This window comes from Hymenobacter psoromatis, from assembly GCA_001596155.1.
GTDB lineage: Bacteria > Bacteroidota > Bacteroidia > Cytophagales > Hymenobacteraceae > Hymenobacter.
Genome location: CP014771.1, coordinates 2,889,709 through 2,913,887, shown reverse-complemented (window position 1 = coordinate 2,913,887; position 24,179 = coordinate 2,889,709). Strand labels below are relative to the sequence as shown.

Below are 24,179 nucleotides of genomic sequence, written 5' to 3'. Positions count from 1 at the left end.
TACCATGAGAACTTTATACCTAATGCGCCACGCTAAGTCGAGCTGGAGTTTTGATGAACTCAGTGACCAGGAGCGCCCACTCAACGACCGGGGCCGCGACGATGCCCCGCGCATGGGCAAGGCCCTGGCCGGGCGCCGCATCGTGCCCGACCTCATCGTGAGCTCGCCGGCCGTGCGGGCCATGAGCACCGCCGTCCTGGTAGCCCGCGAGCTGAAGTATTCGTCGGCCAATATCGTGGTGGAGCCAGATATCTACCAGGCCGATGTCGATACCCTGCTGGCCGTTATCCGGGGTCTGCCCGACACCGCCCCGGCCGTGCTGCTGACCGGCCACAACCCTACCCTCACCGACGTGGCCAACCACCTCTCGCCCTCGCCCCTAAGCGGTGAGATGCCTACGGCCGCCGTCATCTGCCTGCGCTTTCAGACTGAAAAATGGGTCGATATCGTGCCCCAAAACGCCGAGTTTTACTTCTACGATAGCCCCAAAAGCTGATAGCCTGCCGCCACGGCAGATAAGTTTATTGGTAGGAATGTGGAGGTAGGGTAGGGGTAGTAGTAGCCCGGCCCAGGAATTGCGTACAACGCCCTACCCCCGCCGGGCGGGCATTTGTTACGTTTTTGTCTAATCTGCCGAAGCCTTTGAAAACCCTACCCCGCGACCTGAGTTGGTTGCGCTTCAATGCCCGCGTGCTGCAGGAAGCGCAGTGCCCCACGGTGCCGCTGCTGGAGCGCCTCAAGTTTCTGGCCATTTTCTCGGCCAATCTGGACGAGTTTTTTAAGGTGCGCGTGGCTACCCTGCGGCGGCTGGTCAAGCTCAAGAAGAAGACCCGCGCCCAGCTGCCCCAGGAGCGGCCCAAGCGCCTGCTGGCCGAGGTGCTGGCCGAAGTGCAACGCCAGCAAGAGGCGTTTGGCCACACCTTCCGCGAAGTGCTGCAGCCCGAGCTGCGCGCGGCGGGCATCCGGCTGCTGACCGCAGAAGAGCTAACCGAGGCGCAGGGCGAGTGGGTGAAGGCATATTTTCAGGACAAGGTGCGCGACCTGCTCTCGCCCGTGGTGCTGGATGATACGCTGCACCAGCTTTTTTTGAAAGACCAGGCCACCTACCTCACGTTCTTTCTCAGCCAGCCGCACGGTGTGGTGGGTAAAAAAAAGCAGGCTGCCAGCGAGCGCGTGGTGGTGATGGAGCTGCCCACGAAGCGCCACGGCGGCCGCTTTGTGGCGCTGCCCGGCGGCGCGGGCACCGCGGCCGACCCGCACCTGGTGCTGTTTCTGGACGATGTGGTGCGCGCCGGTGCGGCCGGGCTGTTTCCGGCCTACGCGCAGGTGCAGGTCAACTCCGTGAAGCTCAGCCGCGACGCGGAGCTGGACATTGAAGAGGAAGTATCGGGCGACCTGATGGCCAAAATCAAGAACAGCCTGGCCAAGCGCGCCACCGGCTACCCCGCCCGCTTGCTCTACGACCCCGCCACGCCCAAAGAGGTGCTGCGGGCCATCAAGCAAAAAACCGGCATCGCGGACGAGGAGCTGGTGGAGGGTAGCCGCTACCATAATTTCCGCGACTTTTTTGGCTTTCCCGACTTCGGGCGCAAGGACCTGCTGAACCCCGCCTGGCCCGAGCTGCCGCACCCTACCCTGCCGCGCACCGGGCCGCTGCTCCCTACCCTCGCCCAGCGCGACCACCTGCTACACCCGCCCTACCAGAGCTTCGACGTGGTGCCGCGCCTGTTGCGCGAAGCCGCCCACGACCCGCGCGTGAGCGCCATCAGTATCACGCTCTACCGGGTGGCGCCCAAGAGCGCGGTGGCCAAGGCCCTGCTCAAAGCTCTGAAAAACGGCAAGCAGGTGACGGCCGTAGTGGAGCTGAAAGCGCGCTTCGACGAGGAAAGTAATATTCACTGGGCCGAGCGGCTGCGGCGCGCCGGCGCACACGTTATCCTCACGCCGCCCGAGCTCAAGTGCCACGCCAAGCTGCTGCTCATCACGCGCCGCGCCGAGGCCGACGACCAGCCCCAGCGCTACGCTTACCTCAGCTCGGGCAACTTCAACGAGGCCACCGCCCACCTCTACGCCGACCACGGGTTGTTCACGGTCAACTCTGAAATCGTGGCGGAGGTGGACCAAGTATTTCGCTACTTCGTCACGGGCGATGAGCCCAGCCACCTGCACCACCTGCTGGTGGCACCCTTCACGCTGCGCAAGCAGCTGCTCAAGCTCATTGCCGCCGAGGCTGCCCGCGCCAAGCATGGCGAAGAGGCGTATATTCTCTTGAAAGTGAATTCTTTGGAAGACCCCGGCATGATTGCCGCGCTCTACGCGGCCAGCCAGGCCGGGGTGCGCATTGAGCTGCTCGTTCGGGGCATTGGCTGCCTGCTGCCCGGCGAGGCGGGCCTGAGCGACACCATCAGCCAGCGCGGTCTGGTTGACCGCTACCTGGAGCACGCCCGCATCTACGTGTTTGGCCACGGGGGCGAGGAAAAAGTGTACGTGTCGTCGGCCGACTGGATGGGCCGCAACCTCGACCGCCGCGTGGAAGTGGCCTTTCCCATTCTTGACGAAAGCCTGCGCGCCCAAATCCGCCACCTGCTCGACCTGGAGCGCCAGGACAACATGAAGGCCCGCGACTTTGCCAACGAGCTCCCTACCCCCCCCGCCGCGGGTGAACCCGTGGTGCGCGCCCAGGAGGCACAATATCAGTACCTGAAAAAACTAGGGGGTAGGCGACGGGCGAAATAGCTAATGCGTTAAGCGGCTTAGTCCTATATTGCCGCGATGAAACCAACTCCGCCCGACTACCACCAACTGCTCACCGCCGTGAAGCAGCGCGTGCGCGCCGCCCAGTACCGCGCCCTCCAGCAAGTAAACCAGCAGCAGATGCAGCTGTACTGGGACCTGGGCCAGCTCATTGCCGAGCGCCAGCAGGCGCACGGCTGGGGCAAAAGCGTGGTCGCTACCCTGGCCCACGACCTGCAAACGGAGTTCGTAGGCATGAGTGGTTTTTCTGAGTCTAATCTCTGGCGAATGCGCAGTTTTTTCCTGGAATATCAAGGCGATGAATTTCTCGCACCATTGGTGCGAGAAATTAGCTGGACCCATAATGTGCTGATTTTCGAGAAGTGTAAGACTCCTGCGGAGCGGCTTTATTATCTCACCCAAACCAAGCAATATCACTGGACTAAAGTGGTATTAGCCCAGCAAATCAGGGCCCGCGCCTACGACAGCACGGTGCGGGCGCAACACAATTTTCCCGACACCCTACCCCCTGCCCAGCTGCCCGCCGCCACGCTGGCGCTGAAGGATGAGTACACGTTCGGCTTCTTGGCCCTCACGCCCGAGCACTCCGAATATGAGCTGGAGCAGGCGCTGATTGGCAACGTGCGCCGCTTCTTGGTGGAGATGGGCGGCGACTTCGCCTTCATCGGCAACCAGTACCGGCTGGCGCTCGAAGACCAGGAGTATTTTATCGACCTGCTGCTTTTTCACCGTGAGCTGCAATGCCTAGTGGCCGTGGAGCTGAAGATTACCGAGTTTCGGCCCGAATACGCGGGCAAGATGAACTTCTACCTCTCGCTACTGAATGAGCAGCTGAAAAAGCCGCATGAACAGCCCAGCATCGGCATTATCATTTGCCAGAGCAAGCAGCGCACGGTGGTAGAGTTTGCGTTGCGCGACATGCAGAAGCCCATCGGCGTAGCCACTTATACTCTCACCGACACCCTGCCTGCCGAGCTGCGCCCCTTCTTCCCCAGCAACGAGGAGTTGGTGCGCCGACTCGATGCCGTGGCAGCGGCGTTGCGGGGGTAGGGCCGCCTCCGAAACCGCGCTAACAAGTATCGTACATTGGCCAGCCGTATGAAGAAGCTATTGTTCGTTCTGCTGCTTGGCTTTGCGCTGCCGGGCTTCGCGCAGCAAAAAGAAATCCTTCCGCTGTGGCCCGCCCGCCCCGGCGGCCCGCCGCAGCAAACCCTCGACACCCTGCATAAGGTGCTGAAACTAACGAATATCACGGTGCCGCTGCTGGAAGTGCACCGGCCCAAACGCAAGGCCAACGGCGCGGCCGTCATCATCAGTCCCGGCGGGGGCAACCGCTTTTTGGCCTGGAACCTGGAAGGCACCGAAATCGCAGACTGGCTGAACAGCCTGGGCTACACCGCCTTCGTGCTGCAATACAGCGTGCCCAACCAGCAAAAAGCCGCCCTCCAGGACCTGCAACGCGCCCTGCGGCTGGTGCGGGCCAGGGCCGGCGAGTTCAAGCTGAACCCGGCCAGGATTGGGGTCATGGGCTTTTCGGCCGGCGGCAACCTGTCGGCCCGCGGGGCCACCGACTTTGCCCACCGCACCTACGCGCCCACCGATGCCGCCGACTCCACGTCGGCCCGGCCCGATTTTGCGCTGCTCATCTACCCCGGCTCCCTATCCACGGGCGAGGACCGGCACCTGATTCCCGAGATTCCGGTGAGTGCCGCCACGCCCCCGGTGTTCGTGTTCGTGGCCAGCGACGACCCCTACAACATCCCGTTTAGCCTAGGTATGGCGCTACGGGCCAATAAAATCCCCTTCGAGTTTCACGTAGCGCCCAAAGGCGGCCACGGCTACGGCCTGCGCAAAGGCAACCCGGCCGCTGAAGCTTGGCCCAGTTTGGCTCAGAGTTGGCTGAAGGGCGTTTTGTAGGGGGGTAGGGACTTCCTGTAAAGAAGAAGCCGGTTTGCTTTATACGTGTTGCAAGTTATGGAAAGCAAAGTGGCCTTTTCTTTACACGTTATTCCTGCTATCGCTGCATCGAGTTTGTGCAGCAGAAGCTGAAAGTGAGCCGCCTCACCGCCGCCAACTACCTCAGTCAGCTAGCCGAACCCGGTGGCCTGCTGCAAAAACACAAGCGGGGCAAAAGCAATTACTCCCTACCCCAGCCGCTGCTGGCGCGGCTGGGGTAGGGAGTAGTTGAAGAGTTAGCAGATTCCAACGGGCCGTACCGGGAGGTGCGGCCCGTGGCGCTAGTATCTTGCTGACCCAATTTATATAGCTCGTGGCAAAGAAATACCAGGTTTTCATCAGTTCCACTTACGAAGACCTTAAAACGCAGCGCGACGAAGTGGTGAAAACTATATTGCGTATTGGTCATTTGCCCGTAGGCATGGAGATGTTCAACGCGGGCAATGATACCCAGGGGAAATTATTAAGCGATACATTGATAATTGCGATTACTACGTCGTAATACTGGCGCACCGCTACGGCTCGGAAGCGCCTGACGGCGTAGGCTATACGGAAAAAGAATACGAATACGCGCAAGCGCAAGGCGTACCATGCTTAGGAGTCATTATTCATGATGATGCCGATTGGTTGCCTAAACTAATCGCTAAAGGTGAGCAAGCCGTAAAGCTGGAGGCATTCAAAAGCAAAAACAAAAACCGAATGGTTAGCTTCTGGCGTTCGACCGACAATTTAGCTTTGCTGGTTTCAAATGGATTAATTGAAACCTTTATTACCCATCCACGCACTGGCTGGGTGAGGGCTACGGAAGCGGCCAGCCCGCAGGTAGTGGAAGAACTCGCGGGATTAATTAGGGAAAATAGAGCTTTAACAGACCAGTTAGCTAAACTTCAAATAAATAGTAAAAAGGATTTGCTACAGGACGTTCTAGATAAGACTGTCATATATTCTAAAAAGGATGAAAACATTAAAATTAGTTTGAAGACTATTTTTGTGTCAGTGTGCCATTTACAACCTAACCCTACTACTGGGGCCGTAAGAGACAGCCTTAATAAAGAGCAAGCGGATAACAAGGCATTTTATTCAACTGTTGAGGACGGCTTGCAAGAATTATATCGGTTAGGATTAATTATCACAAGAGATTTAAAGCCAAGAGAAGACATAGGTGGGTCATTATCGAGAATTCTTACTCGCGTAGTTTGGGATTTGACAGATAGAGGGTCGCAGTTGTATACCTTGATACAATACTCCGTTGATGAAGAAGTTAAAATGCCGGGTATAGATAATCGCATTGAAAATTAATTTCAAATTACCCCTTACATGCTTCCCCCTCTTCCCCGCCGACGCGCCCCTACCCCCCTCACCGCTTACAACCCCGAAGTAGCCTTGTCCAACTTTGCGGCCCACGTGGAGAAACTGTAACTCTGGCAGCAATCTATTGCCAGCGGCTACGTGGGCAGTCAGAAAGTGAAAGCCTTGCAGTTCGACTATTTTACATCTACGGCCTCACGGCGGCTAAATCGCGCTGATGAAAGGAGCTTAATTCAGAACGGCGCTACTACCGGCTGAGCCCTGCGCGAGGCGGCCGAGGCGGGCTGGGCCGCCGCCAAAGCTGCCTTTGAGGCGTGGCGGTTGGGCCGCTAAGGCTGGCGGGTTTTTTAAGTACTATGCAACCTATTGACCGGCTTGATTTCACTACCCCAAAACTTGCCCAAGCCTTGCGGGCCGTGCAGCAAGGCGGTTATGCCGCTGCCCTGCCGGAGTTGAGCCTTCCGGAAAAAGCCCTGCTCTATTACTATACCCGTGACGGCTCCGAAGCCATAAAGGACCCGCTTCGCCAAGCCGCCGGCAGCAACGAGGAGCCGCTAGGCCAAGCGCTGGCGGCGGCGCTGGCCAAGCTACCGCCCTATCGTGGCCCGGTGTATAGCGCTGAGTGGTGGAATGAAGACGACCTGAAAGCTATGCGACTACTGGCAGCCATTGGGCTTACTTCTGCGCCAGCCGCCATCACGTGGCCAACGTTCCTATCGGCTAGCACTTCGCGGCGGGTGGCGCTAGAGCACCTGACAAGTTTCGTAACCCGTCCCAAAAATTGCCTGCTGTATATCCTTTCCAAATCGAGCCGCTACGTGGATGCGGTATCGCATCGGGGAGAAAACAGCCGGGACCCGGCAATGGCCGAGCGCGAAGTGTTATTTTTACCCAACACTCGCTTTCGGCTAGTGAACATCAGGCAGGCAACTACTTACACCGAAATAGAGTTACTCGAACTATAACCTTGCGCACCGCTATGGCTCACCTATCAAGTTCAACCGTTCGGGTTCCGGTGTCGGCGCTACCAACCGTGCCTGCGGCTGCTCCGGCCTGGCCCGGCCTTCAGTTGCTGGCCGATATGCTAACGACTGCCGAAACGCCGATGCTCACGCCCCTGATTGACCTGCTGACTGCCCGGTTGCACCAGCAAGCCGCCACGCTCTCCAACGAGCAAGTGTCCGCCATTATGCGCCTCATCGGCCGCTTGGACGAGCAGCGCGAAGAGGCTGAATTGGTGGCTAACCCGGACCGCCGCGCCGGCCTAGACCGACTTAGCAAGCACCAAGCTCACTAAGGTCGAAAATTATCTGCCACCGCACCCTTACCCAGCAAAAAAAACCCTAGCCAGATGGCAAGGGTCTTTTTTAGTTTGCGCTATTACTACTTTCCGCCCTTCTTCGGCTTATTGGGTGCTTGCGTCAGGGCCGACCCAGCCACGCTTTTGCCAGCGGCAGAAGTTTTCTCGCTGCTCAGCTGCTTCGAAGCTTTCGAGGCAACTTTGGCAGAGGTTTGTTCGGAGGCTGCTTTTTTGGCCATAAAACTGGGTGATTAGAAGGTAAAAATCACTACTTGAACGAGAATAAACCAATGAAGTCTAGCTTAATCGTTCGGGAGTAGCAAAGCCCTAACGTACTCTGTGCGTGAATGCTTTGCTAACGAAAAGTGCCGCTCCCAAACGCTCAGCCAAGAAGTAGTCTATTCTGCTAATCACAGAAAAAGCCCCGGCCGCCACGCTGGCAGCCGGGGCTTTCTACTACGGCTTCCTTACGCGGCGGCCGCGCTGGCTTTCGCCTTGTGCCCGTGGCCGGCATTCACGATGACGCGGGCTTTTTCGTAGGCCGCCACCAGGTCGGGGAGGGTGGCGCGCAGGTTGGGCACGCGCACGTCGAGGCGGGTGAGGGCCTGGCGGGCTTCGGCCAGGTGGCGCACGGCGGCTTCGCGCAGGGCGCTGCCGGTGGTGGCTTGCTGGCGCGGGGTGCCCAGCAGCGGCTTGTAGGCCAGGATGCAATCGTGCAGGGCTTGCAGCTGGGCGGCGGTCACCAGCTCCTCGGCCAGGGCCGGGGCCAGGGGTAGGGCCGTGGTGTAGAGGTCTTCGAAGGCGGCCACCTGCGTGGTGCCGCGCAGGTCGTCGAGGCCCGAGCGCGAGTAGGCCGTTACCCTGGTCAGGTGGGGGTAGCCGCCTTCCAGGTACAGGGCTTTGAGGCCCTGCACCACGGGCATGGCCGCGTCGAGGGTGGCCAGCTCGGCCAGGTCCTTGGCCTCGGTGTAGCCCTTGGTGCTGCTGCCGCTGCGCTGCTGAGCCTTGGTGTCGAGGTCGGCCAGGGCCGCTTGCAGGGCCTGGTAGTCGGGTAGCATTTTTTGGTAGGCGGGCTCCCAGGCGGGGCGCTGCGCGGTGAGCAGGGTCAGCACCTGGGTAGCCATGTTTTGAAAATTGATTTCCGCGTCGGTCATGCAGTTGAAAAAAAGAGATGGGGTAGGACTTTCCCAGCCAGTCACGGCTAAGCCGGGGCTAATGTACTTCATGAATGTAAGATGAACCGGGTATTTTTCCGCTACTCGGTCACCCATCGCCTACCCCCTGGCAGCAATCTGACGCGGCAAGTAGAATACTTTTTGGCCCGAGTAGGATATCTGCTACACCGAGCAGCGTGTCGGCCACTCCAAGTAGGATATATTTTAGCCAAAGTAGGATATCGGCGGCATCAAGCAGCGTGTCGGCGGCCCTGAGCAGCGGGTCGGAATTCCGAAGTAGGGAGCGGGGCTTGCCCCCGCCCGTCGTTGAACGAAACCACTGCGAGTCGTTCAACGACGGGCGGGGGCAAGCCCCGCACCCTCCTCAAAATAGGAAGTCAAACCCTAAAAACACCAGCTTTTCCTCGCCCACGGTGTAGGTAACGTTAATGATGGCCTGCGTGAGGATGCTCACGAAAGCGCCGCCGCCGAAGCCGGTGTGCAGGGCATTGAGGCCCGCGCGCGTGTCGTTGTCGGAATACACGCGGCCGGCGTCGGCCAGGCCCAGCACGCCAAACTCGCCGGGGAAGAGGTAGGCGTTGAACTTGAACAGGTGCAGGCGGGCCTCGAAGTTGCCATAAACGGTGCTGCGGCCCGCGAAGCGCGTGCGGCGGTAGCCGCGCAGGTTGGTGGTGCCGCCCAGCGTGTTGGCCTGATAAAAGCGGTAGTCGCCCACGTTGTGCGCCACCCCCAGCCGGCCGGCGTAGGTGAGGCGAAACGGGAAGTTGGGCGTGAGGTAGGCGCTCAGCTCCGACGTGAGGCGGCCGTAGCGCAGCTTCTCGCCGTTGAGCTGCCAGTTATACTGCGCCTCGTTGTGCCACCGAATGCCGATGCGCGGGTCTTTGGGCGAGGAAAGCGCGTCGATATTGGCGTAGAGCAGCCCGCCGAGGTACTGGTTAGCCTGAAAATCGCTGGCGCGGATGCCAAACGAGCGGTTTTCCCTATCCGGCCCGATGGCCTTCTGAATCTCGCTGCCGATGGGGCCGGTTTCGACCCGAAACCGCTCGTATTGCGGCCCAAAGCCGATTTTGCCGAAGCCAAATAGGTTGCGCTCCAGCGTCGGGGCCACGTAGAAGCGGCTGAAGCGCACCCGGTACAGGTCGTTGATGGCGCTCACGCTGGCGTTGTCGTCCTTGACCGCGATGTTCTGGGTATTGTTGCCGAGGCCGAAAAAGTTGTAGAGCAGCTGCGGGCCGTAGTACCGCGAAGCCACGTGCAGGTCGGTCTTACCCCCGAATACGCTCGTGAATTGCCCCACGTAGCGCAGGTTATAGGCCTGGCGGGTCGGGGCGAAGTTGGCCGTCAGGGTCTGCTCCGAGGCAAAAGGCTCGCGCCGGAAGGCGTAGCGCCGGTGCGTGACGCCGCCCCCGATGAGGAAGCCGTCGTCAATATTATACCCAAAAAACAGCGCCGGGCCGGTGTAATTGAGGCGATAGTCCTTGAGGTCGAAGCGCTTGGGGTGGTCGTAGCGGCTCACGTCGGCGCCCGGCTCCAGGCGCAGGCGGGCTTCGCCCCGGCGATTAAGGATGACGTTGCCGGTGTCGGCGTCGTAAATCTGGGTGCGGTGCCGCATGCCCGCCACCCGTGAGTCGTCCACAATGCTGTCGCGGCCGGTGCCGCCAATGATGCGGATTTTATGGCCCTGGCGCTCGTCGCCGCGCAGCTCATACACGTCATTGCCGGCAATGCCATAGAGGCGAATCTCGTCTGTCACGCGGTCAAACGTGCGGTCGTAGAGCACCTTGGTCAGCTGGCCCTTCTTGCTGATTTTCTGCATCACCACGCGCGTCTGGTGGTCGGGCAGGCGCGTCACGGTAAATTTCTCGCGCTTTTGCGAGCCGCGCACCTCCACCTTGTCGCTCATCAGGTTGGAATACTTGGCGGCCACGTCGGGCAGCAGGTCGCGGCGGCTCTTGAGCTTGGCCACGATTTCGGCCCCGTGCTCGGCATAAATCTGCGCCGGCCACTTGTCGCGGAAGGCTTTTTCAATCACCTCATCGGTGAGCTGGGCCTTCATAATGTTGGCCTGTTTCACCCACTCTTCGCGGCTCACGCCGCTCAAATACAGCCGGTCGTTGCTCAGGCCCGTCTGGTTGAGGCCCTTGTAGTCGCCGTAGTTGTAGCCGAAGTTCTGGAAATTGCGCACCGCGAACTTGCGCGAAATCAGCCAGGGTAGGACCCCGTCGCCCTTAAAAAAAGCGATGTCGCGGTCTTCCGGCACGGCCGTATAAATCTTGCTGCCGTCGGTGGTTTTGCGCTGCGCCCAGCGCCACTGGTCTTCGTGCCGGTCCCAGTCGCCAATCCACATATCGAACAGGCGCGAGCGCGCGAAGGCCGGCTGGTCCACCTGGTTGTCGTTGTCTTCGAGCAGGTTTTCGAGCATCTTGTCGGTGCTCACCAGCTTCTTGGCGTAGTCCAGGCTGGCATCCTGGTCCTGGCTGCCCTTGGCGTCTTCCTCCAGCGCGGCGGGCGTGTTAGCAAATTTCGGCTGGTACTGGCCCAGCGCCGGGTCGTTGGGAATATAGACGTAGTGCGGGTTGGTGTGTAAAATGCCGGCCGCCGTGGCCAGGGGGGGTAGCACGAAGGACGCGTAGGGATGCTGGGCCGAAACCTGGTCTTGCAGCACGGCCTTGGCCAGGCCGGTGCGCAGCTGCTCGGGCAGCACGGCGGCGGGGTCTTTGTCGATGCCGCGCACGGTGTAGTAATAGCCGTCTTCGTTGCGCACCTTCAGCGAGGCCGTTTGCTTGCCGCCGCCCGTTTTGTAAGGAATCAAGCCGCCCTCGGCCGTCTTAATGTCGAGCACCGGAAACTTAACGGGGGTAGCCCACTCCTCCCGGTAGTGCTTGCCTAGCAGCCAGTTGTGAAACTTGCCGTGCTGGTTGTAGCTCGGGTTCACGGCCACGGTCACGGTGCTGTCCTTGAAATCGGGCCGGCGGGCCGTGGACGTTACCACGGGCGCGCCTTCCGGCTTTTTAGCGGCCGTCGAGGCGCGGTCGTCCTTGCGCTGGTTGCCCTTGCGGACCTGGCCCGAATTGGCCGGCGCGGGGCCGTTAGGGCTGGCGGTGGCTTTGCCGCGGCCCAGCGCGGCATACACCTGCTTGCGGAACACGCGCCGGGCGGTCTGGCCGTGGTCCGCATCATTTGGAATGAAGTACTCGACCCACACCTCGCCGTCGTCGTAATAGTTGAGCCGGGCCAGCCCTTTTTCCTTGTCCGAAAACAGCGCCTCGCCGCCCTTGCCGGGCTTCACGTGCTGGGTTTTGCAGCCCGAGCCGCTGGTGATGAAGTGCGATTTGGTCGCCACATCGTCGTAATACTGCAAGTTATGCTCGTGGCCGTTGGCGTAAATAACGTTCGGATATTTCGCGAACAGCGCCAGCAGATTCTTTTTATAGTCCTGGTAGGCGGGGTAGGAAATATCCTGCGCGATGCCGCCGTACTCGCGGGCCAGCGGGTAGATGGAGCCGATAATGGGCAGCGGCAAAAAGGCATATTTAGCCACGATGCTCAGCGGAAATATATGGTCGGCCAGCGTGAAATAGCCGCCGTGAATGCCGTCCGAAAACAGCGGGTGGTGGGTCACAATCAGGATGTGCTTGTCCTGGTTGCGCTTCAGCACCTCATCAAGCTGCGCGTACACTTCCTCCGCATTGTTGGCTCCGCAGGCCGCGCCGAAGGGCCGGTTGGCCTGGTCGGTGATAAACCACTGCGAATTAATGGCAATCATCACCAGGTCGTCGCGCAGCCGGATTTCGTAGGGGCCGGGGCAGCCGTCGCGCGGCACCAGAAAGTCGCCGGTGTAGGCAAATTCGGCCGAATCCTTAGCCAAATATTGCTCAGCATACACCTGCTCCCGAATCACCTGCGCCAGCCCGCCCTTGTAGCCCTGAATCCAGTCGTGGTTGCCAGGCACCATGTATTTCTCGCCCTTGTAGCCCTTCAGCACGTCGAGCTGCGCGTTGAGGCGGCCCTCGGCCGTTTTGCGGTCATACCTGCCCTCGGGCGGCATGCCCTGGTTGTAAATATTATCACCCAGATACACCACCGCACTTTTGCTGCCGGCCTGCAGCATTTGCTGGCGCATAAAGTTGAGCGACGGCTCGCCCCCTTTCTCGGGCAGAATGGGGTTGCCCACGTCGCCAATCAGGAACACCGAGTAGCGGATGCGGCTCGAATCGGGGGGTAGGGATTTTTCCCAGCCCACGGCCGAGCGCCGGTAGTTCGGCTTGGGGTTCACCGGGTTGAAATCCGACTCACCAGCCTCGCCCAGCTCTTCCAGCTGAGCGGCGGCGGTAAGCGGTAAAGCAGCCAGTAAACCCAGGAAGCAGATAAGGCGGAAAAATAGCGTCATAAGGACAAAATTACGAAGAGTAGGCAGGCGCTGCCGGTGCAGGGGGCCGCCAAGCCCTGCCCTGGCCGCCAGGGCCTGGGTAAGTCACTACCCCTTATCAGATAAGTACTACTATCAGCACCAGCGCGGCCGGTCCGCGAAAAGCTGCAAGAAGCGTACCCGATGTTTGGCGCGAAAGCTGCTACGTAAAGTCCAATTGTGCGGTTGAGCCCGTTTTTCAACCCGTGCCAAGGGCTTCGCGTTGAAAGCCCACGGCCGGGCCGAACCCAACGCCGCCCGCGTGTTGTTTCTTGCGTTGATTATGGCTACTACTACCCTCCCCGCCGCTGCTGAAGTGCCGGTCGAAGCCACGGCTGCCAAGCCCGCCAAGCCGCCCAGGTCGGAGGTGTCGGCGCTGGTGCGGCAGGCGCGGGCGCACGTTGAGGCACTGCTCGCGGCGGGCCTCGACCCGCGCCTCACCTACCATACGCTGGCCCACACGGCCTACGTGGTGAAGCAGGCGCACGCCCTGGCCGATGCGGCCGCCCTACCCCCCCCCCAGGCCGAGGAGCTGCTGCTGGCCGCCTGGTTTCACGACCTCGGCTACCTCGATACCTACGACGGCCACGAATACCGGAGCATGGCCCGCGCCGAGGCGTGGCTGCGCGAGCAGGGGGTAGGGGCCGCCCGCATCGAGCTGATAAAGAATCTTATCCGGGCCACGCACCGCAACGAGCCGGCCAACACGGAGCTGGAAAAAATGCTCGTCGATGCCGATATGAGCAACCTGGCGGCCAACGATTTTCGGGCCCGCGCCGAGCTCATCCGCACCGAATGGGAGCTGTTGCTCGACAAGTCGTACACCAACACGGAATGGGCCGAATTGCAATTAGCGTTCATGACGAGCCACAAATACCACTCGGAGGCCGGCAAGGAGCGTTTTAAGAAGGATTTCGAAAAAAATACCGAAGAGCAGAGCGACATTCTCAAAAAGGCGCATAAAAAGACCAAGAAGAAGGAAAAAAAGGCCAACGACACGTTTGCCGAGCCCAAGCGGGGCATCGAAACTATGTTCCGCACCATGTATTCCAACCACATGAAGCTTTCGGACATGGCCGACAAGAAAGCGGGCATGATGATTCAGCTCAACGCCGTTATTCTTTCGGTGATAATCACGTACTTAGGGGCCAAGTCGTCGCACCTGGTTACGGGCGATGCCAACTTCGCCCGCAACCCCATTCTGGCCGTGCCGATGGGCGTGCTGCTCATCACGGCGCTGGGCTCGGTAACCTCGGCCATCCTCTCGGCGCAGCCCGACGTCACGAGCTTCAAGTGGCTGAAGAAGAACCCCGCCATTGCCACCAACCGGCGCGTTAATCTCCTGTTTTTCGGGCAGTTCACCAAGCTCAGCCTCCAGCATTTCCAGGAAGGCATGCGCGAGCTGATGCGCCAGAAAGACACCCTCTACACCAACATGGTCACCGACGTGTACTACCTCGGCGAGGTGCTCGACCGCAAATACAAGCTGCTGCGCGTGAGCTATTCCATTTTTATGGTCGGGCTCATCCTCACGGCGCTCTCCTTCGGCATTGTCCTCGCCTATAAGATGTAGGTAAGCTTGTAAGCGTAACTTTGGGGCTTGGCTGCGTAGTTCAAGGGATAGAATAGGCGTTTCCTAAACGCTTGATAGCAGTTCGAATCTGCTCGTGGCTACATATATAACTAAGAAAATACTCTTGCCCTTCGAAGGCAAGCGTATTTTTTTGAGGCCTCTTTTCAGACCGCGCTACCGCTGGCGTAGCTTTTGCGCCGCAGCCTCGTCCAGAAACCAGTCGGTGGGGCCGCTGGCGGGCTCTATAAGCTGAGCCGGGTACTGCTCCACGTCGCGCGGAAATTCTAGAATTTGTTGCACGGCTTCGGCCTTGCCCGCGCCATAGACCAGGAAGGCCACCGCCCGCGCCTGATTGATGAGCGGAGCCGTGAAGGTGATGCGAAATACCTGCTCCACGGGCAGCCATACTTCCTTCACGCCCACCGCTTTATCGTGCAGCACGGGCGTGTGCGGAAACAGCGAGGCCGTGTGCGCGTTATCGCCCAGGCCCAGCAGCACGAGGTCAAACTCGGCCTTTTCTTCCCCAAAAAACTCCTCCACGGCCACGCCGTACTGCGCCGCCGCCTCGGCGGGGGGTAGGCGCGTATCGACGGCAAATACCTGCGCCGGCCGAATGCCCAGCGGGTCGAGCAGCGTAGTTTTGGCCATCAGGTAGTTGCTGTCGGGCGAGTTCTGGGGCACGTTGCGCTCATCGCCAAAAAAGAAATATACCTGCTCCCAGGCCACCTGCTCGTGGTAGGCGGGCGAGGCCAGCAGCTCATACAGCTTTTTGGGTGAGCTACCGCCCGACAGCGCCACCGCAAAGCGCCCGCGCGCGGCTACGGCCCGCCCGGCGGCGGCTACGAAATACTCGGCCAGGGCGCGCAGCACCTCGTCGGGGGTAGCGAAAACTTGCAGGGACGGGCTATTTTTTGCCATTGAGGGGAAAAGTAAACCAGTGGTAACCGTCTTTGGCGACCAAGGCCTCGGCGGCTTCGGGGCCCCAGGAGTCGGCCGAGTAGTTGGGGAAATCCTGGCTGATGCGGGTTTGCCACGAGGTTTGAATGGGCATCACCAAATCCCAGGCTTCCTCCACCTGGTCGCCGCGCATAAAGAGCGTCTGGTCGCCCAGCATCACGTCGAGCAGCAGCGTTTCGTAGGCCTCGGGCGCTTCGCTCACGTAGGTTCCTTTGTAGTCAAATACCATGTCCACGGTATTCAGCATCATGTCCACCCCTGGGCGCTTGGCCTGCACTTGCAAGCGAATGCTCATTTCGGGCTGAATGCTGATAATGAGCCGATTCTGGCGCATCGTTTCGGCCGTTTCGGGCGAGAAAATGAAGTGCGGCACGTCCTTGAACTGAATGGTAATAACCGAGGCTGAGCGGTGCAGGCGCTTGCCGGTGCGCAGGTAAAACGGCACGCCTTGCCAACGCCAGTTGTCGATGAAAAACTTCACCGCCGCGAACGTTTCGGTGTTCGACCGCGGGTTGGCACCGGGCTCCTCGCGGTAGCCAGGCACCTTGTTGCCCTCCAGCCAGCCGGGGCCATACTGCCCGCGCACGGCCTGCTCGCGCACGGTTTCGGGCGTGAAGCGGCGCATGGCGCGCAGCACGTCCACCTTGCGGTCGCGCACTTCCTCGGCCGAAAAGCTCACCGGCGGCTCCATCGCCACGATGCAGAGCAGCTGCAAGAGGTGGTTCTGAATCATGTCGCGCAGCGCGCCCGAGCCGTCGTAATAGCCCAGCCGGTCGCCTACGCCCAGGCTTTCAGTCACCGAAATCTGCACGTGCTCGATGCTGTTGCGGTTCCAGAGCGGCTCCATAATGGCGTTCGCGAAGCGAAAAGCCATAATATTCTGCACCGTTTCCTTGCCCAGGTAATGGTCGATGCGGTAAATCTGCTTTTCGCGAAAAATGCGGCTCAGCAGCGCGTTCAATTCCTTGGCCGATTCCAAATCGTGGCCGAAGGGCTTCTCAATCACGATGCGCGTGTGCTCGGCATCTTCCGTCAGCCCGGCTTTGGCCAGGTTTTCGGCGATGATGGGGAAGAAATTGGGTGCCACCGCCAGGTAGTAAATCACGTTGGCCGGCGCTTTCCAATCGCCTTCCAGCACCTTGATTTTTTTGCCAAATTCCCTGTAGGTTTTCGCGTCCTGCACATCGGCCGGTTGGTAGTAGATGTGGGGCGCGAAGCCCTGCCATTGCTCATCGGTCACCTTGCCGCTGCGCGAAAACTCGTTGATATCGTGGAGTATCCGGGCCCGAAACTCGTCGTCAGTGAGTTTGGTGCGGCCCGTGCCAATGAAGGCAAACTGCGTGGGCAGCCAGCCTTCGAGGTACAGATTATACAAGGCCGGGGCCAGCTTGCGGGCGTTCAGGTCGCCGGTGCCGCCGAAGATGACGAATACCGTCGGCTGCGATTTCAGGGTCTCGTTCATCTACAGCTTTGGTTTAGCGTCTTCCGACCGCTTGGTATTGGGCACGGGCGGCGTGTTGGGCTTCAGATTGGCGGCCTGCCCGGCGGGCGCGTCGGGGTGGCTACGCTTGCCCGTCCATTGGGTGTGAAACACGCCTTCTTTGCCAATCAGCTCGTAGGTGTGCGCCCCAAAATAGTCGCGTTGCGCCTGAATCAGATTCGAGGGTAGGCGCGCTGTGCGGAAAGCATCGAAATAACCCAGCGTCGAAGTATAAGCCGGCAGTGCCTGCCCGGCCGCCACGGCCGCTGCCACCACGGCCCGCATTCCCGGCACCGCCGCCAGCGTCAACTCCCGCACCTTATCATCCAAGAGCAAGTGCGCCAGGTTATTATCTTTCTCAAAAGCGTTGTAGATATCATTCAAAAACGCCGAGCGGATAATGCAGCCCCCGCGCCAGATTTTGGCAATGGTGGCCATCTGCAAGTCGTATTTATACTCCTCCGAAGCCTGCGCCAGCAGCTGCATTCCCTGGGCATAGCTCATTATCATGCTGAAATAAAACGCCTGCTCCAACTGCTTGAGCAGCTCGTTTTTATCGCCTTTCAGGTGGCCGGCTTCGGGGCCGTAAATTTTGGCGAGCTGCACGCGCAGGTCCTTGTATTTGGACAAGTCACGCATGGACACGGCCGTGTCCACGGTCGGAATCGGCACCTGCAAGTCCATCGAAATTTGCGAAGTCCACTTGCCGGTGCCCTTGGCGCGGGCCTCGTCTTTGATGTCGTTGAGCAACAGCGTGCCGTCGCCATCCGGGTTTTTGAAGGCGAAAATATCCTTCGTAATGTCGAGCAAAAACGACTGCAAGCGCCCATCGTTCCACTTCGCGAACTCCTGCCCAATAGCCTCATCGGCCATACCCAGGCCGTTTTTCATTAGCCCGTAAGTCTCGGCAATCAGCTCCATCAGGGCGTATTCAATGCCGTTGTGGACCATTTTCACGAAGTGGCCCGCCGCGCCCGGCCCCAGCCAGGCCACGCAAGGCGCGTCATCCACGTGCGCTGCGATGGCCTCGAATACCGGCTTCATGGTCTGGTAGGCTTCTTTGTCGCCGCCCGGCATCATGCTCGGGCCGAAGCGCGCGCCTTCCTCGCCACCGCTTACGCCCATGCCGAAGAAGTGGTAGCCCTTGTCTTTCAATTCTTTGTCGCGGCGCTCGGTGTCGGTGAAGTGCGAGTTGCCGCCGTCAATCAGGATGTCGCCGGGCGCGAGCAGGGGTAGCATTTCGGCAATTACGCTGTCCACGATGGGGCCGGCGGGCACCAGCATCATAATGGCGCGGGGCGTTTTGATGCTCTGCACGAAGGTTTTGGGGTCAGTGAAACCCTTCACGGGCTTGTCCTGGCCTTCCTGGCCCAGCAGGTCCACCTGCTTCTGGTTTTTATCGTAGCCGGCTACGGCAAAGCCGTGGTCGGCCATGTTCAGCAACATGTTGCGGCCCATCGTGCCGAGGCCAATCATGCCGAATGCGTAGTCCGTGGGAGTGTCGCTCATAGTGCGGGGGGGTAGGGATGAAAGCGTAAAGGAACAGTTATACGCTGAAAAGCTGATTAGGCTGTTCCTTAACGAGTGGGGTAGAAAAAAATAAGCTGGCCGCCACCGCGCCGCGGAGGCGGTCGCTTAAACCTTTACGCCGACGTCTGCTCCAAGGCTTTGACTATCCTTTTCGCGCCCACCGCTGGCACCACGGCTACTCGCCGGGCCGTCTCACCTTGCTTTTTCTGTTATGTCTTTTTCCTTTCGTTGGGCGGTGCTGGGGCTATTGCTGCTGGCCGCCGGCCGGCCGGCCCAGGCGCAGGACCCCGCGCCACCCGACGGCGGCCCGGTCACGTACCAGATGTTTTACGATGCCCTGAGCCCCTACGGGCAGTGGGTGAACGACCCCGATTATGGCTACGTGTGGTTGCCGGCGGTCGGGCCTGATTTCCAGCCCTACGGCAGCGACGGCCACTGGGTGTACACTGATTATGGCTGGACCTGGGTATCGGACTACGCCTGGGGCTGGGCGCCGTTTCACTACGGCCGCTGGCACTTTAGCGACCCCTATGGCTGGGTGTGGGTGCCGGGCTACCGCTGGGGGCCGGCCTGGGTAGCGTGGCGGCAAAGCGCCGGCTACTACGGCTGGGCTCCGCTGGGACCGCCGCCCATCCAGCCGGGCGTGCGGGTAAACGTTGGCTTTTCGTTCTCTTTTGGCAACGCGCCCGTGGTGCCGGCCCGCTGGTACTTCGTGCCGGCCGCCTACGTCGCCAGCCCCCGCATTGCCACCTACTACGTGCCCCCGGCCCGCACCACGGTGCTCTATAATCAGACCACCATTATCAACAATACCTATGTGAATAAGACGGTGAACAACACCACCGTTATCAACAACCAGCGCGAAAGAGGCGGCTACCCCGCCGGCCCCGCCCGCGCCGACGTGGAGAAAGCCACCGGCCAGACCCTGCAACAAGTGGCCGTCACCAGCCGCAACACCCCCGGCGTGGGGGTTCAGGGCAACTCCCTGGCCTTCTACCGCCCCAATGTGAAAGCGCCCAGTGCCGTCGCCAACGCCGCCAGCGCCCCGGCTCCCCGCCGTATCGTGCCCCTGGCCGAGGCCGCCCGGCAGGCCCGCGCCGCCCGGCCCGGCACCGGCTTGCTGCCCGACAAAGCCGCGCAGCAGCTCAGCAGCACCGATGCCCAGCCCTTCCAGGCCGCCCGCCAGCGGGCGGCCCAGCCGCCCGTTGCCGCGCCGCCTACCCCCCGGCCTAGCACCCAGCCGGCTACTATTGCGCCGCCTACCCCCCGTCCCAACAACCAGCCGGCCCGCGCCGCGCTACCTACCCCGGCCGCGCCGCCCGTCGCCCCCGCCATTATTGCTGACCCGACCCCGCACCAGGAGCGTCAACAAGCCCGCCAGGCCCGCCAGCAGGCGCAAGCCGGGCAGCCGAAGCCCGCCCCTACCCCCGCCCAGCAGCAGCAACGCGCGCAGCGGCAAGCCCCGCGTCAGCAGCCTCTGCCAGCCCCTACCCCCCTGCCACGACCCCAGGCCCCGCGTCAGCCACGGCCCCAAAACCCGGCTCCCCAGCGGCCGCGGCCGGCACCCCAGCCGCCGCGCCCGCAACCTCAGCCGCACCCCGCGCACGAGGAGCAGCGACGCTAAGAACGCCCGTACAACGAGGACGAATTTTTGATAATCCTCAGTGGAGATGGTAGCAAGCTGGCCCGCTCCCTACCCCCGCCCGCCTCTTCGCAACGGTGGATAAAGTGCCTATGCGCCGCCGGGAAATGAGGCAGAAGTAACTGATGGTTGCAAATTTGCCCCATCTAGCAACAGCTTCTGTTTCCTATGCCCGCACTTTTTCGCGCTTATCTACTGGCTGGTGCCAGCCTGCTTCTGGTTCTTTCCGGTTGCCAGCGAGCCAGCTATTCGTTTCAGCCACTGACACTTACTGCTGCCGAATCTCAACTCGATAGTACCCGCTTGGTAGCTACAGTGGCAACGCCGGTTTTAGCCTCGGCCCAGGCTGGTGCTAGGTCACTCTCGCGCCGCCACTTGTTGCCAAGGGCGGCAACTCATCGGTGGGCTGGGATGGTCCGGCCAGTGGGCAAGACCTTTATTCCTCCTGCCTATTCCTTGCCTATGTCTGTCAAGCCCCAGCGTACTGCTGGTTTTTTTCGTCGCACGTTCATTACTATAGGTGATGCTCTCCGAGGGAATGTAGGCGCAATTATCTTCTATTTAGGCATCGGATTAGTACTGTTGGTTGGAGGGATTGTACTGGTAGCTGGCGTGGGCGGTTGGCTTGGAATTATTGGTGGGTTATTGGCAGTCGGATTAGGTATAGGTTTTATGCTAATTTGGCTGCTCGGCCAAGGCCAAGGCATGGGCCGATGAATTAGCGACATGGGTCTGGAATGGATGTTCTACCCTACCAGCACCGCCTCGCTGGCCGCTATTTCCTCTAAAATACTGTAAATCTGCTCGCCGTGCTCGGCATCGACCAGCTTGGTGCGCCACTGCTTGGCCCCTTCCAGGCCGCGGAAATAGTGGGCATAGTGCCGGCGCATCTCGAAGATGCCGGCTTTGGGGCCTTTCCACTCCAGGCTTTTGTCGAAGTGCATCCGGCACATGGCCAGGCGCTCGTCGAGGGTGGGGGGGGGTAGGAGCTGGCCGGTGGCCGCGTAGTGCTTCACCTCCCGGAAAATCCAGGGGTAGCCGATGGCGGCGCGGCCAATCATGACGCCATCCACGCCGTAGCGGTTTTTGTAGGTCACCGCCTTTTCGGGCGAGTCGATGTCGCCGTTGCCGAAAATGGGGATTTTGATGCGCGGGTTTTCCTTGATTTTGGCGATGAGTCGCCAATCTGCTTCACCCTTGTAGAGCTGCACGCGGGTGCGGCCATGCACGGTGAGCGCCGCGATGCCCACGTCTTGCAGGCGCTCGGCCACTTCCTCCACGTTCAGGGTGTCGAGGTCCCAGCCGAGGCGGGTTTTCACGGTCACGGGCAGGTGCGTATTTCGAACCACGGCGGCGGTCATGGCTACCATCTTGGGCACGTCGCGCAGCAGGGCCGCGCCCGCGCCGCGCATGGCCACCTGCTTCACCGGGCAGCCGTAGTTGATATCAATTAAATCCGGCCCCGCCTCCGTGCTGATGGCCGCGCACTCGCCCATCGTATCCACGTCGGAACCAAAGAGCTGGATGCCGATAGGCCGCTCGTAATCAAATACATCGAGCTTCTGCCGGCTCTTGGCCGCCGCCCGGATGAGACCCTCCGAGGAAATAAACTCGGTGTACATCAGGTCGGCCCCGTTGGCCTTGCACACGGCCCGGAAGGGCGGGTCGCTCACGTCCTCCATCGGGGCGAGGAGCAGCGGGAAGTCGGGGAGTTGAATATTACTTATCTGGACCACTGATTAGCACTGATTTAAGTGGATTTTGTGGACGGCGCGGAGTTGGCACCTGTCTTTGCGAGCATGTTGCGCATCAAGCAAGGGCGAAGTGGAGCGCAGCAATCTTTCCTTCACGCCTGGGTTAGTAACCCCCTATAAAGCGAACGACCAGGAAAGATTGCCGCGCTCCGCGTTGCTTCGTTCGCAAGGACAAATGCTGAGCGTTGCGCGCCACCGAGAATTTATTGCGCAAATTTACACCCCCTTGAACATTACCCCCTCTATGAAAGGTTTGCTGCCCCGCCCCGTGCACCCCGCCGTGCAGCTCCTGATGCTGCTGGGGCTGGCCATATTGGGGCTGTGCCTGGCCAGCCTGCTGGCCGTGGGGTTAGTCAAGCTGCTTTATGGCGTATCACTGGCGCAGTCTGGGCAGTTGGCCGTGGCTCCCGAGCGGGTGCCCCACGGCTGGGCAGTGTTAATGCTTACGCAGGGGTTGTCGCTGGCAGGCGCAGGCGCGGGCGCAGCCCTGCTGCCGCGCCTGCTGGGGCAGTCGGTGGCTAGCTATTTTGCGCCGCGCCGGCTGGGAGCGGCGTGGTGGCCGGCGGCAGCCGGGCTGGTAATTATTTGCTCGGTGCCGTTTTTGTCGGCGCTGGTGGCCTGGAATGCCGGCGTGCATTTCCCTACCCCCCTGCACGACTTTGAGCTGTGGGCCCGCGCCGAGGAAGACCAGAAAACCGGCCTCACCAAGTTTCTGACCGATTTTCACTCGCCTGGCCGGTTGCTAGTGGGGCTCATCGTCATTGCCATCGTGCCGGCGGTGGCCGAGGAGCTAGTGTTTCGGGGCGGCGTGCAGCGCAATTTGGTGGCGTGGTTTGGCTCGCGGCACGTGGGCGTGTGGCTGGCGGCGGCCATTTTTTCGGCCATTCACGTGCAGTTTTTCGGGTTCGTGCCGCGCTTCGTGTTGGGGCTGGTGCTAGGGTATTTATACGAGTGGAGCGGGAATATTCTGGTGTCGATGGCCGCGCACTTCACCCAGAATGCCCTTCAGCTGGTATTGCTTTATTTGTTTCAGAATAAAATGCTGCCCGCCATCTTTGACCCCGATACCAACCAGGCCGTGCCGTGGCCGGCCGTTTTGCTATCGGCGGCGCTCACGGCGGGGCTGCTCTACTGGCTGCATCAGCGCTGGACGGCCGGCCGCCCTACCCCCTCGCCCGCCTTCGATGTTGCGCCGCCCAGCGAACAGCGCCTTCCCTAAGTTTTTCCACCTTGGGCGCCCGCGCCCCAGCCCCAGCCCGATTTGAACCCCGACGCTACCCCTACCCCCCCCGACGATACGCAGCCTAAAAAGGGCCCTAGCAACCTGCGCCTGCGCGCCATTTGGGGCGCGCTCGCGGCGGCGCTGCTCATCAGCTGCACCTTCGGCGGGCCTATCTCGTTCGGGCTGTTTTTTGCCGCCGTGCAGGCCGTGATATTAAAAGAATTTTACCGGATAATGCGGGCCGGTGGCTACCGGCCAGCGAGCTGGGCAGGAGGAGTAGTGGGGGTAGTGATTTTTTGTGTTATCAGCTTTATTACTGGCTATACCGTCTATGCCGGCATATTTCATTTGGCAACAGGCTTTACTATCTATCCGCCTCTATCTCTTACTCAGCCTGCCCCAGTACAAATTGGCCTTCCTCAATTAGTGGAGCTTCTAGCAAGCGTGCCCATCTGGATTGGTGGGGCTATTCTACTATTAGTGGTGCTAGTAGTAAGGGAAATTGTTTTGTGGCCAAATCACGGTCAACCTTTTATCAATATTGGCGCTACGCTAACGGGCTTATTGTATGTGAGCCTGCCCATGTCGCTTCTCAGCTTAATTGCCTTTGGCTCGGGCCACTTCGAGCCCGGCCGTGTTTTCCTGCTCATTCTCTTCATCTGGGCGGCTGATACCGGGGCCTATTTCGCCGGTAAAAACTTTGGCAAGCACAAGCTGGCGCCCAGCATTTCGCCCGGCAAAACCTGGGAGGGCTGGGCCGGCGGAGCAGCGCTCACGCTGGCCACGGGCTGGGCGGCCGGCCACTTTCTGCCCGACATTCCCCTGAGCCACCGGCTGGTAGCGGCGGGGGTAGTGGCCGTGTTCGGCCCGCTCGGCGACCTGGCCGAGTCGATGCTCAAGCGCAGCGCGGGCGTGAAAGACTCGGGCACTTTCCTGCCTGGCCACGGCGGCCTGCTCGACCGCTTCGACGCCTTTTTGCTGGTGCTGCCGGTGCTGGCCCTGCTGCAAGCGCTGGTGGAGTAAGGAGATAGAACGGAGTGGCACTCCGTTTCCGCACGAACGATAAACGGAGTGCCACTCCGTTCTACAGCTACCTTTGCGGCGCTTTTTCGTAAGCACA

17 protein-coding genes, 1 tRNA gene and 1 pseudogene are annotated in these 24,179 nt (G+C 60.6%); 12 read left to right on the top strand and 7 right to left on the bottom strand.

Translation table 11 applies throughout. From position 1 onward, the window contains the following. Window positions 1-4: 4 nt before the first annotated feature. The 7 genes from A0257_12295 (at window position 5) to A0257_12265 (ending at window position 7,315) form a co-directional block, all read left to right on the top strand. A complete protein-coding gene (locus A0257_12295; protein ID AMR27796.1) occupies window positions 5-496 on the top strand; it encodes a phosphohistidine phosphatase in 492 nt (163 codons plus the stop codon). Between the two features lie 146 nt (window positions 497-642). Next, window positions 643-2,736, top strand: coding sequence for a polyphosphate kinase 1 (locus A0257_12290; protein ID AMR27795.1), 2,094 nt, complete (start codon window positions 643-645; stop codon window positions 2,734-2,736). A 36-nt stretch (window positions 2,737-2,772) separates the two neighbouring features. Continuing rightward, window positions 2,773-3,804: a hypothetical protein gene (locus A0257_12285; protein AMR27794.1), complete on the top strand. Its 1,032-nt coding sequence runs from the start codon at window positions 2,773-2,775 to the stop codon at window positions 3,802-3,804. 48 nt (window positions 3,805-3,852) lie between these two features. Beyond that, window positions 3,853-4,671 carry a hypothetical protein gene (locus A0257_12280; protein ID AMR27793.1) on the top strand — a complete coding sequence of 273 codons (819 nt, stop codon included), beginning with the start codon at window positions 3,853-3,855 and terminating at the stop codon, window positions 4,669-4,671. A gap of 352 nt (window positions 4,672-5,023) precedes the next feature. Further along, a complete protein-coding gene (locus A0257_12275; GenBank protein AMR27792.1) occupies window positions 5,024-5,212 on the top strand; it encodes a hypothetical protein in 189 nt (62 codons plus the stop codon). Window positions 5,213-6,374: 1,162 nt separating this feature from the next. Continuing rightward, the gene (locus tag A0257_12270; protein ID AMR27791.1) at window positions 6,375-6,983 is read left to right on the top strand and encodes a hypothetical protein; all 609 of its coding nucleotides are present in this window, start codon (window positions 6,375-6,377) and stop codon (window positions 6,981-6,983) included. 50 nt (window positions 6,984-7,033) lie between these two features. Continuing rightward, complete coding sequence (locus A0257_12265; GenBank protein ID AMR27790.1) at window positions 7,034-7,315, top strand: hypothetical protein; 282 nt, start codon at window positions 7,034-7,036, stop codon at window positions 7,313-7,315. Window positions 7,316-7,785: 470 nt separating this feature from the next. On the opposite strand, the gene A0257_12260 is transcribed toward A0257_12265, so the two are convergent. The 3 genes from A0257_12260 to A0257_12250 all read right to left on the bottom strand — a co-directional run bounded on the left by A0257_12260 (window position 7,786) and on the right by A0257_12250 (window position 12,883). Continuing rightward, the gene (locus A0257_12260) at window positions 7,786-8,472 is read right to left on the bottom strand and encodes a hypothetical protein (GenBank protein AMR27789.1); all 687 of its coding nucleotides are present in this window, start codon (window positions 8,470-8,472) and stop codon (window positions 7,786-7,788) included. Between the two features lie 109 nt (window positions 8,473-8,581). Continuing rightward, the gene (locus tag A0257_12255) at window positions 8,582-8,827 is read right to left on the bottom strand and encodes a hypothetical protein (protein ID AMR27788.1); all 246 of its coding nucleotides are present in this window, start codon (window positions 8,825-8,827) and stop codon (window positions 8,582-8,584) included. Window positions 8,828-8,857: 30 nt separating this feature from the next. Beyond that, on the bottom strand, window positions 8,858-12,883 hold the full coding sequence (locus A0257_12250; GenBank protein ID AMR27787.1) for a hypothetical protein: 4,026 nt from the start codon (window positions 12,881-12,883) through the stop codon (window positions 8,858-8,860). A 301-nt stretch (window positions 12,884-13,184) separates the two neighbouring features. On the opposite strand from A0257_12250, the gene A0257_12245 reads away from it, so the two are divergent. Both A0257_12245 and A0257_12240 read left to right on the top strand, forming a co-directional pair. After that, a complete protein-coding gene (locus tag A0257_12245; protein AMR29740.1) occupies window positions 13,185-14,474 on the top strand; it encodes a metal-dependent phosphohydrolase in 1,290 nt (429 codons plus the stop codon). Window positions 14,475-14,503: 29 nt separating this feature from the next. After that, window positions 14,504-14,575, top strand: a tRNA-Arg gene (locus A0257_12240). 73 nt (window positions 14,576-14,648) lie between these two features. Here the strand turns inward: A0257_12240 and A0257_12235 are convergent. The 3 genes and pseudogenes from A0257_12235 to A0257_12225 form a co-directional block, all read right to left on the bottom strand. Further along, complete coding sequence (locus tag A0257_12235) at window positions 14,649-15,392, bottom strand: 6-phosphogluconolactonase (protein ID AMR27786.1); 744 nt, start codon at window positions 15,390-15,392, stop codon at window positions 14,649-14,651. Beyond that, complete coding sequence (locus A0257_12230) at window positions 15,379-16,893, bottom strand: glucose-6-phosphate dehydrogenase (protein ID AMR27785.1); 1,515 nt, start codon at window positions 16,891-16,893, stop codon at window positions 15,379-15,381. Before A0257_12230 ends, A0257_12235 begins: the two co-directional genes overlap by 14 nt. A gap of 99 nt (window positions 16,894-16,992) precedes the next feature. After that, a pseudogene (locus A0257_12225) lies at window positions 16,993-18,420 on the bottom strand (phosphogluconate dehydrogenase (NADP(+)-dependent, decarboxylating)). Window positions 18,421-18,652: 232 nt separating this feature from the next. Between A0257_12225 and A0257_12220 the strand changes: the two are divergent. Continuing rightward, window positions 18,653-20,065, top strand: a complete 1,413-nt coding sequence (locus A0257_12220; protein ID AMR27784.1) for a hypothetical protein — start codon at window positions 18,653-18,655, stop codon at window positions 20,063-20,065. Window positions 20,066-20,829: 764 nt separating this feature from the next. Here the strand turns inward: A0257_12220 and A0257_12215 are convergent. After that, on the bottom strand, window positions 20,830-21,819 hold the full coding sequence (locus tag A0257_12215; protein ID AMR27783.1) for a nitrogen fixation protein NifR: 990 nt from the start codon (window positions 21,817-21,819) through the stop codon (window positions 20,830-20,832). Window positions 21,820-22,012: 193 nt separating this feature from the next. Here A0257_12215 and A0257_12210 point away from each other — a divergent pair, with 193 nt between their 5' ends. Continuing rightward, on the top strand, window positions 22,013-23,056 hold the full coding sequence (locus tag A0257_12210; GenBank protein AMR27782.1) for a hypothetical protein: 1,044 nt from the start codon (window positions 22,013-22,015) through the stop codon (window positions 23,054-23,056). A gap of 42 nt (window positions 23,057-23,098) precedes the next feature. After that, window positions 23,099-24,082: a hypothetical protein gene (locus A0257_12205; GenBank protein ID AMR27781.1), complete on the top strand. Its 984-nt coding sequence runs from the start codon at window positions 23,099-23,101 to the stop codon at window positions 24,080-24,082. The last annotated feature ends 97 nt before the right edge of the window (window positions 24,083-24,179 follow it).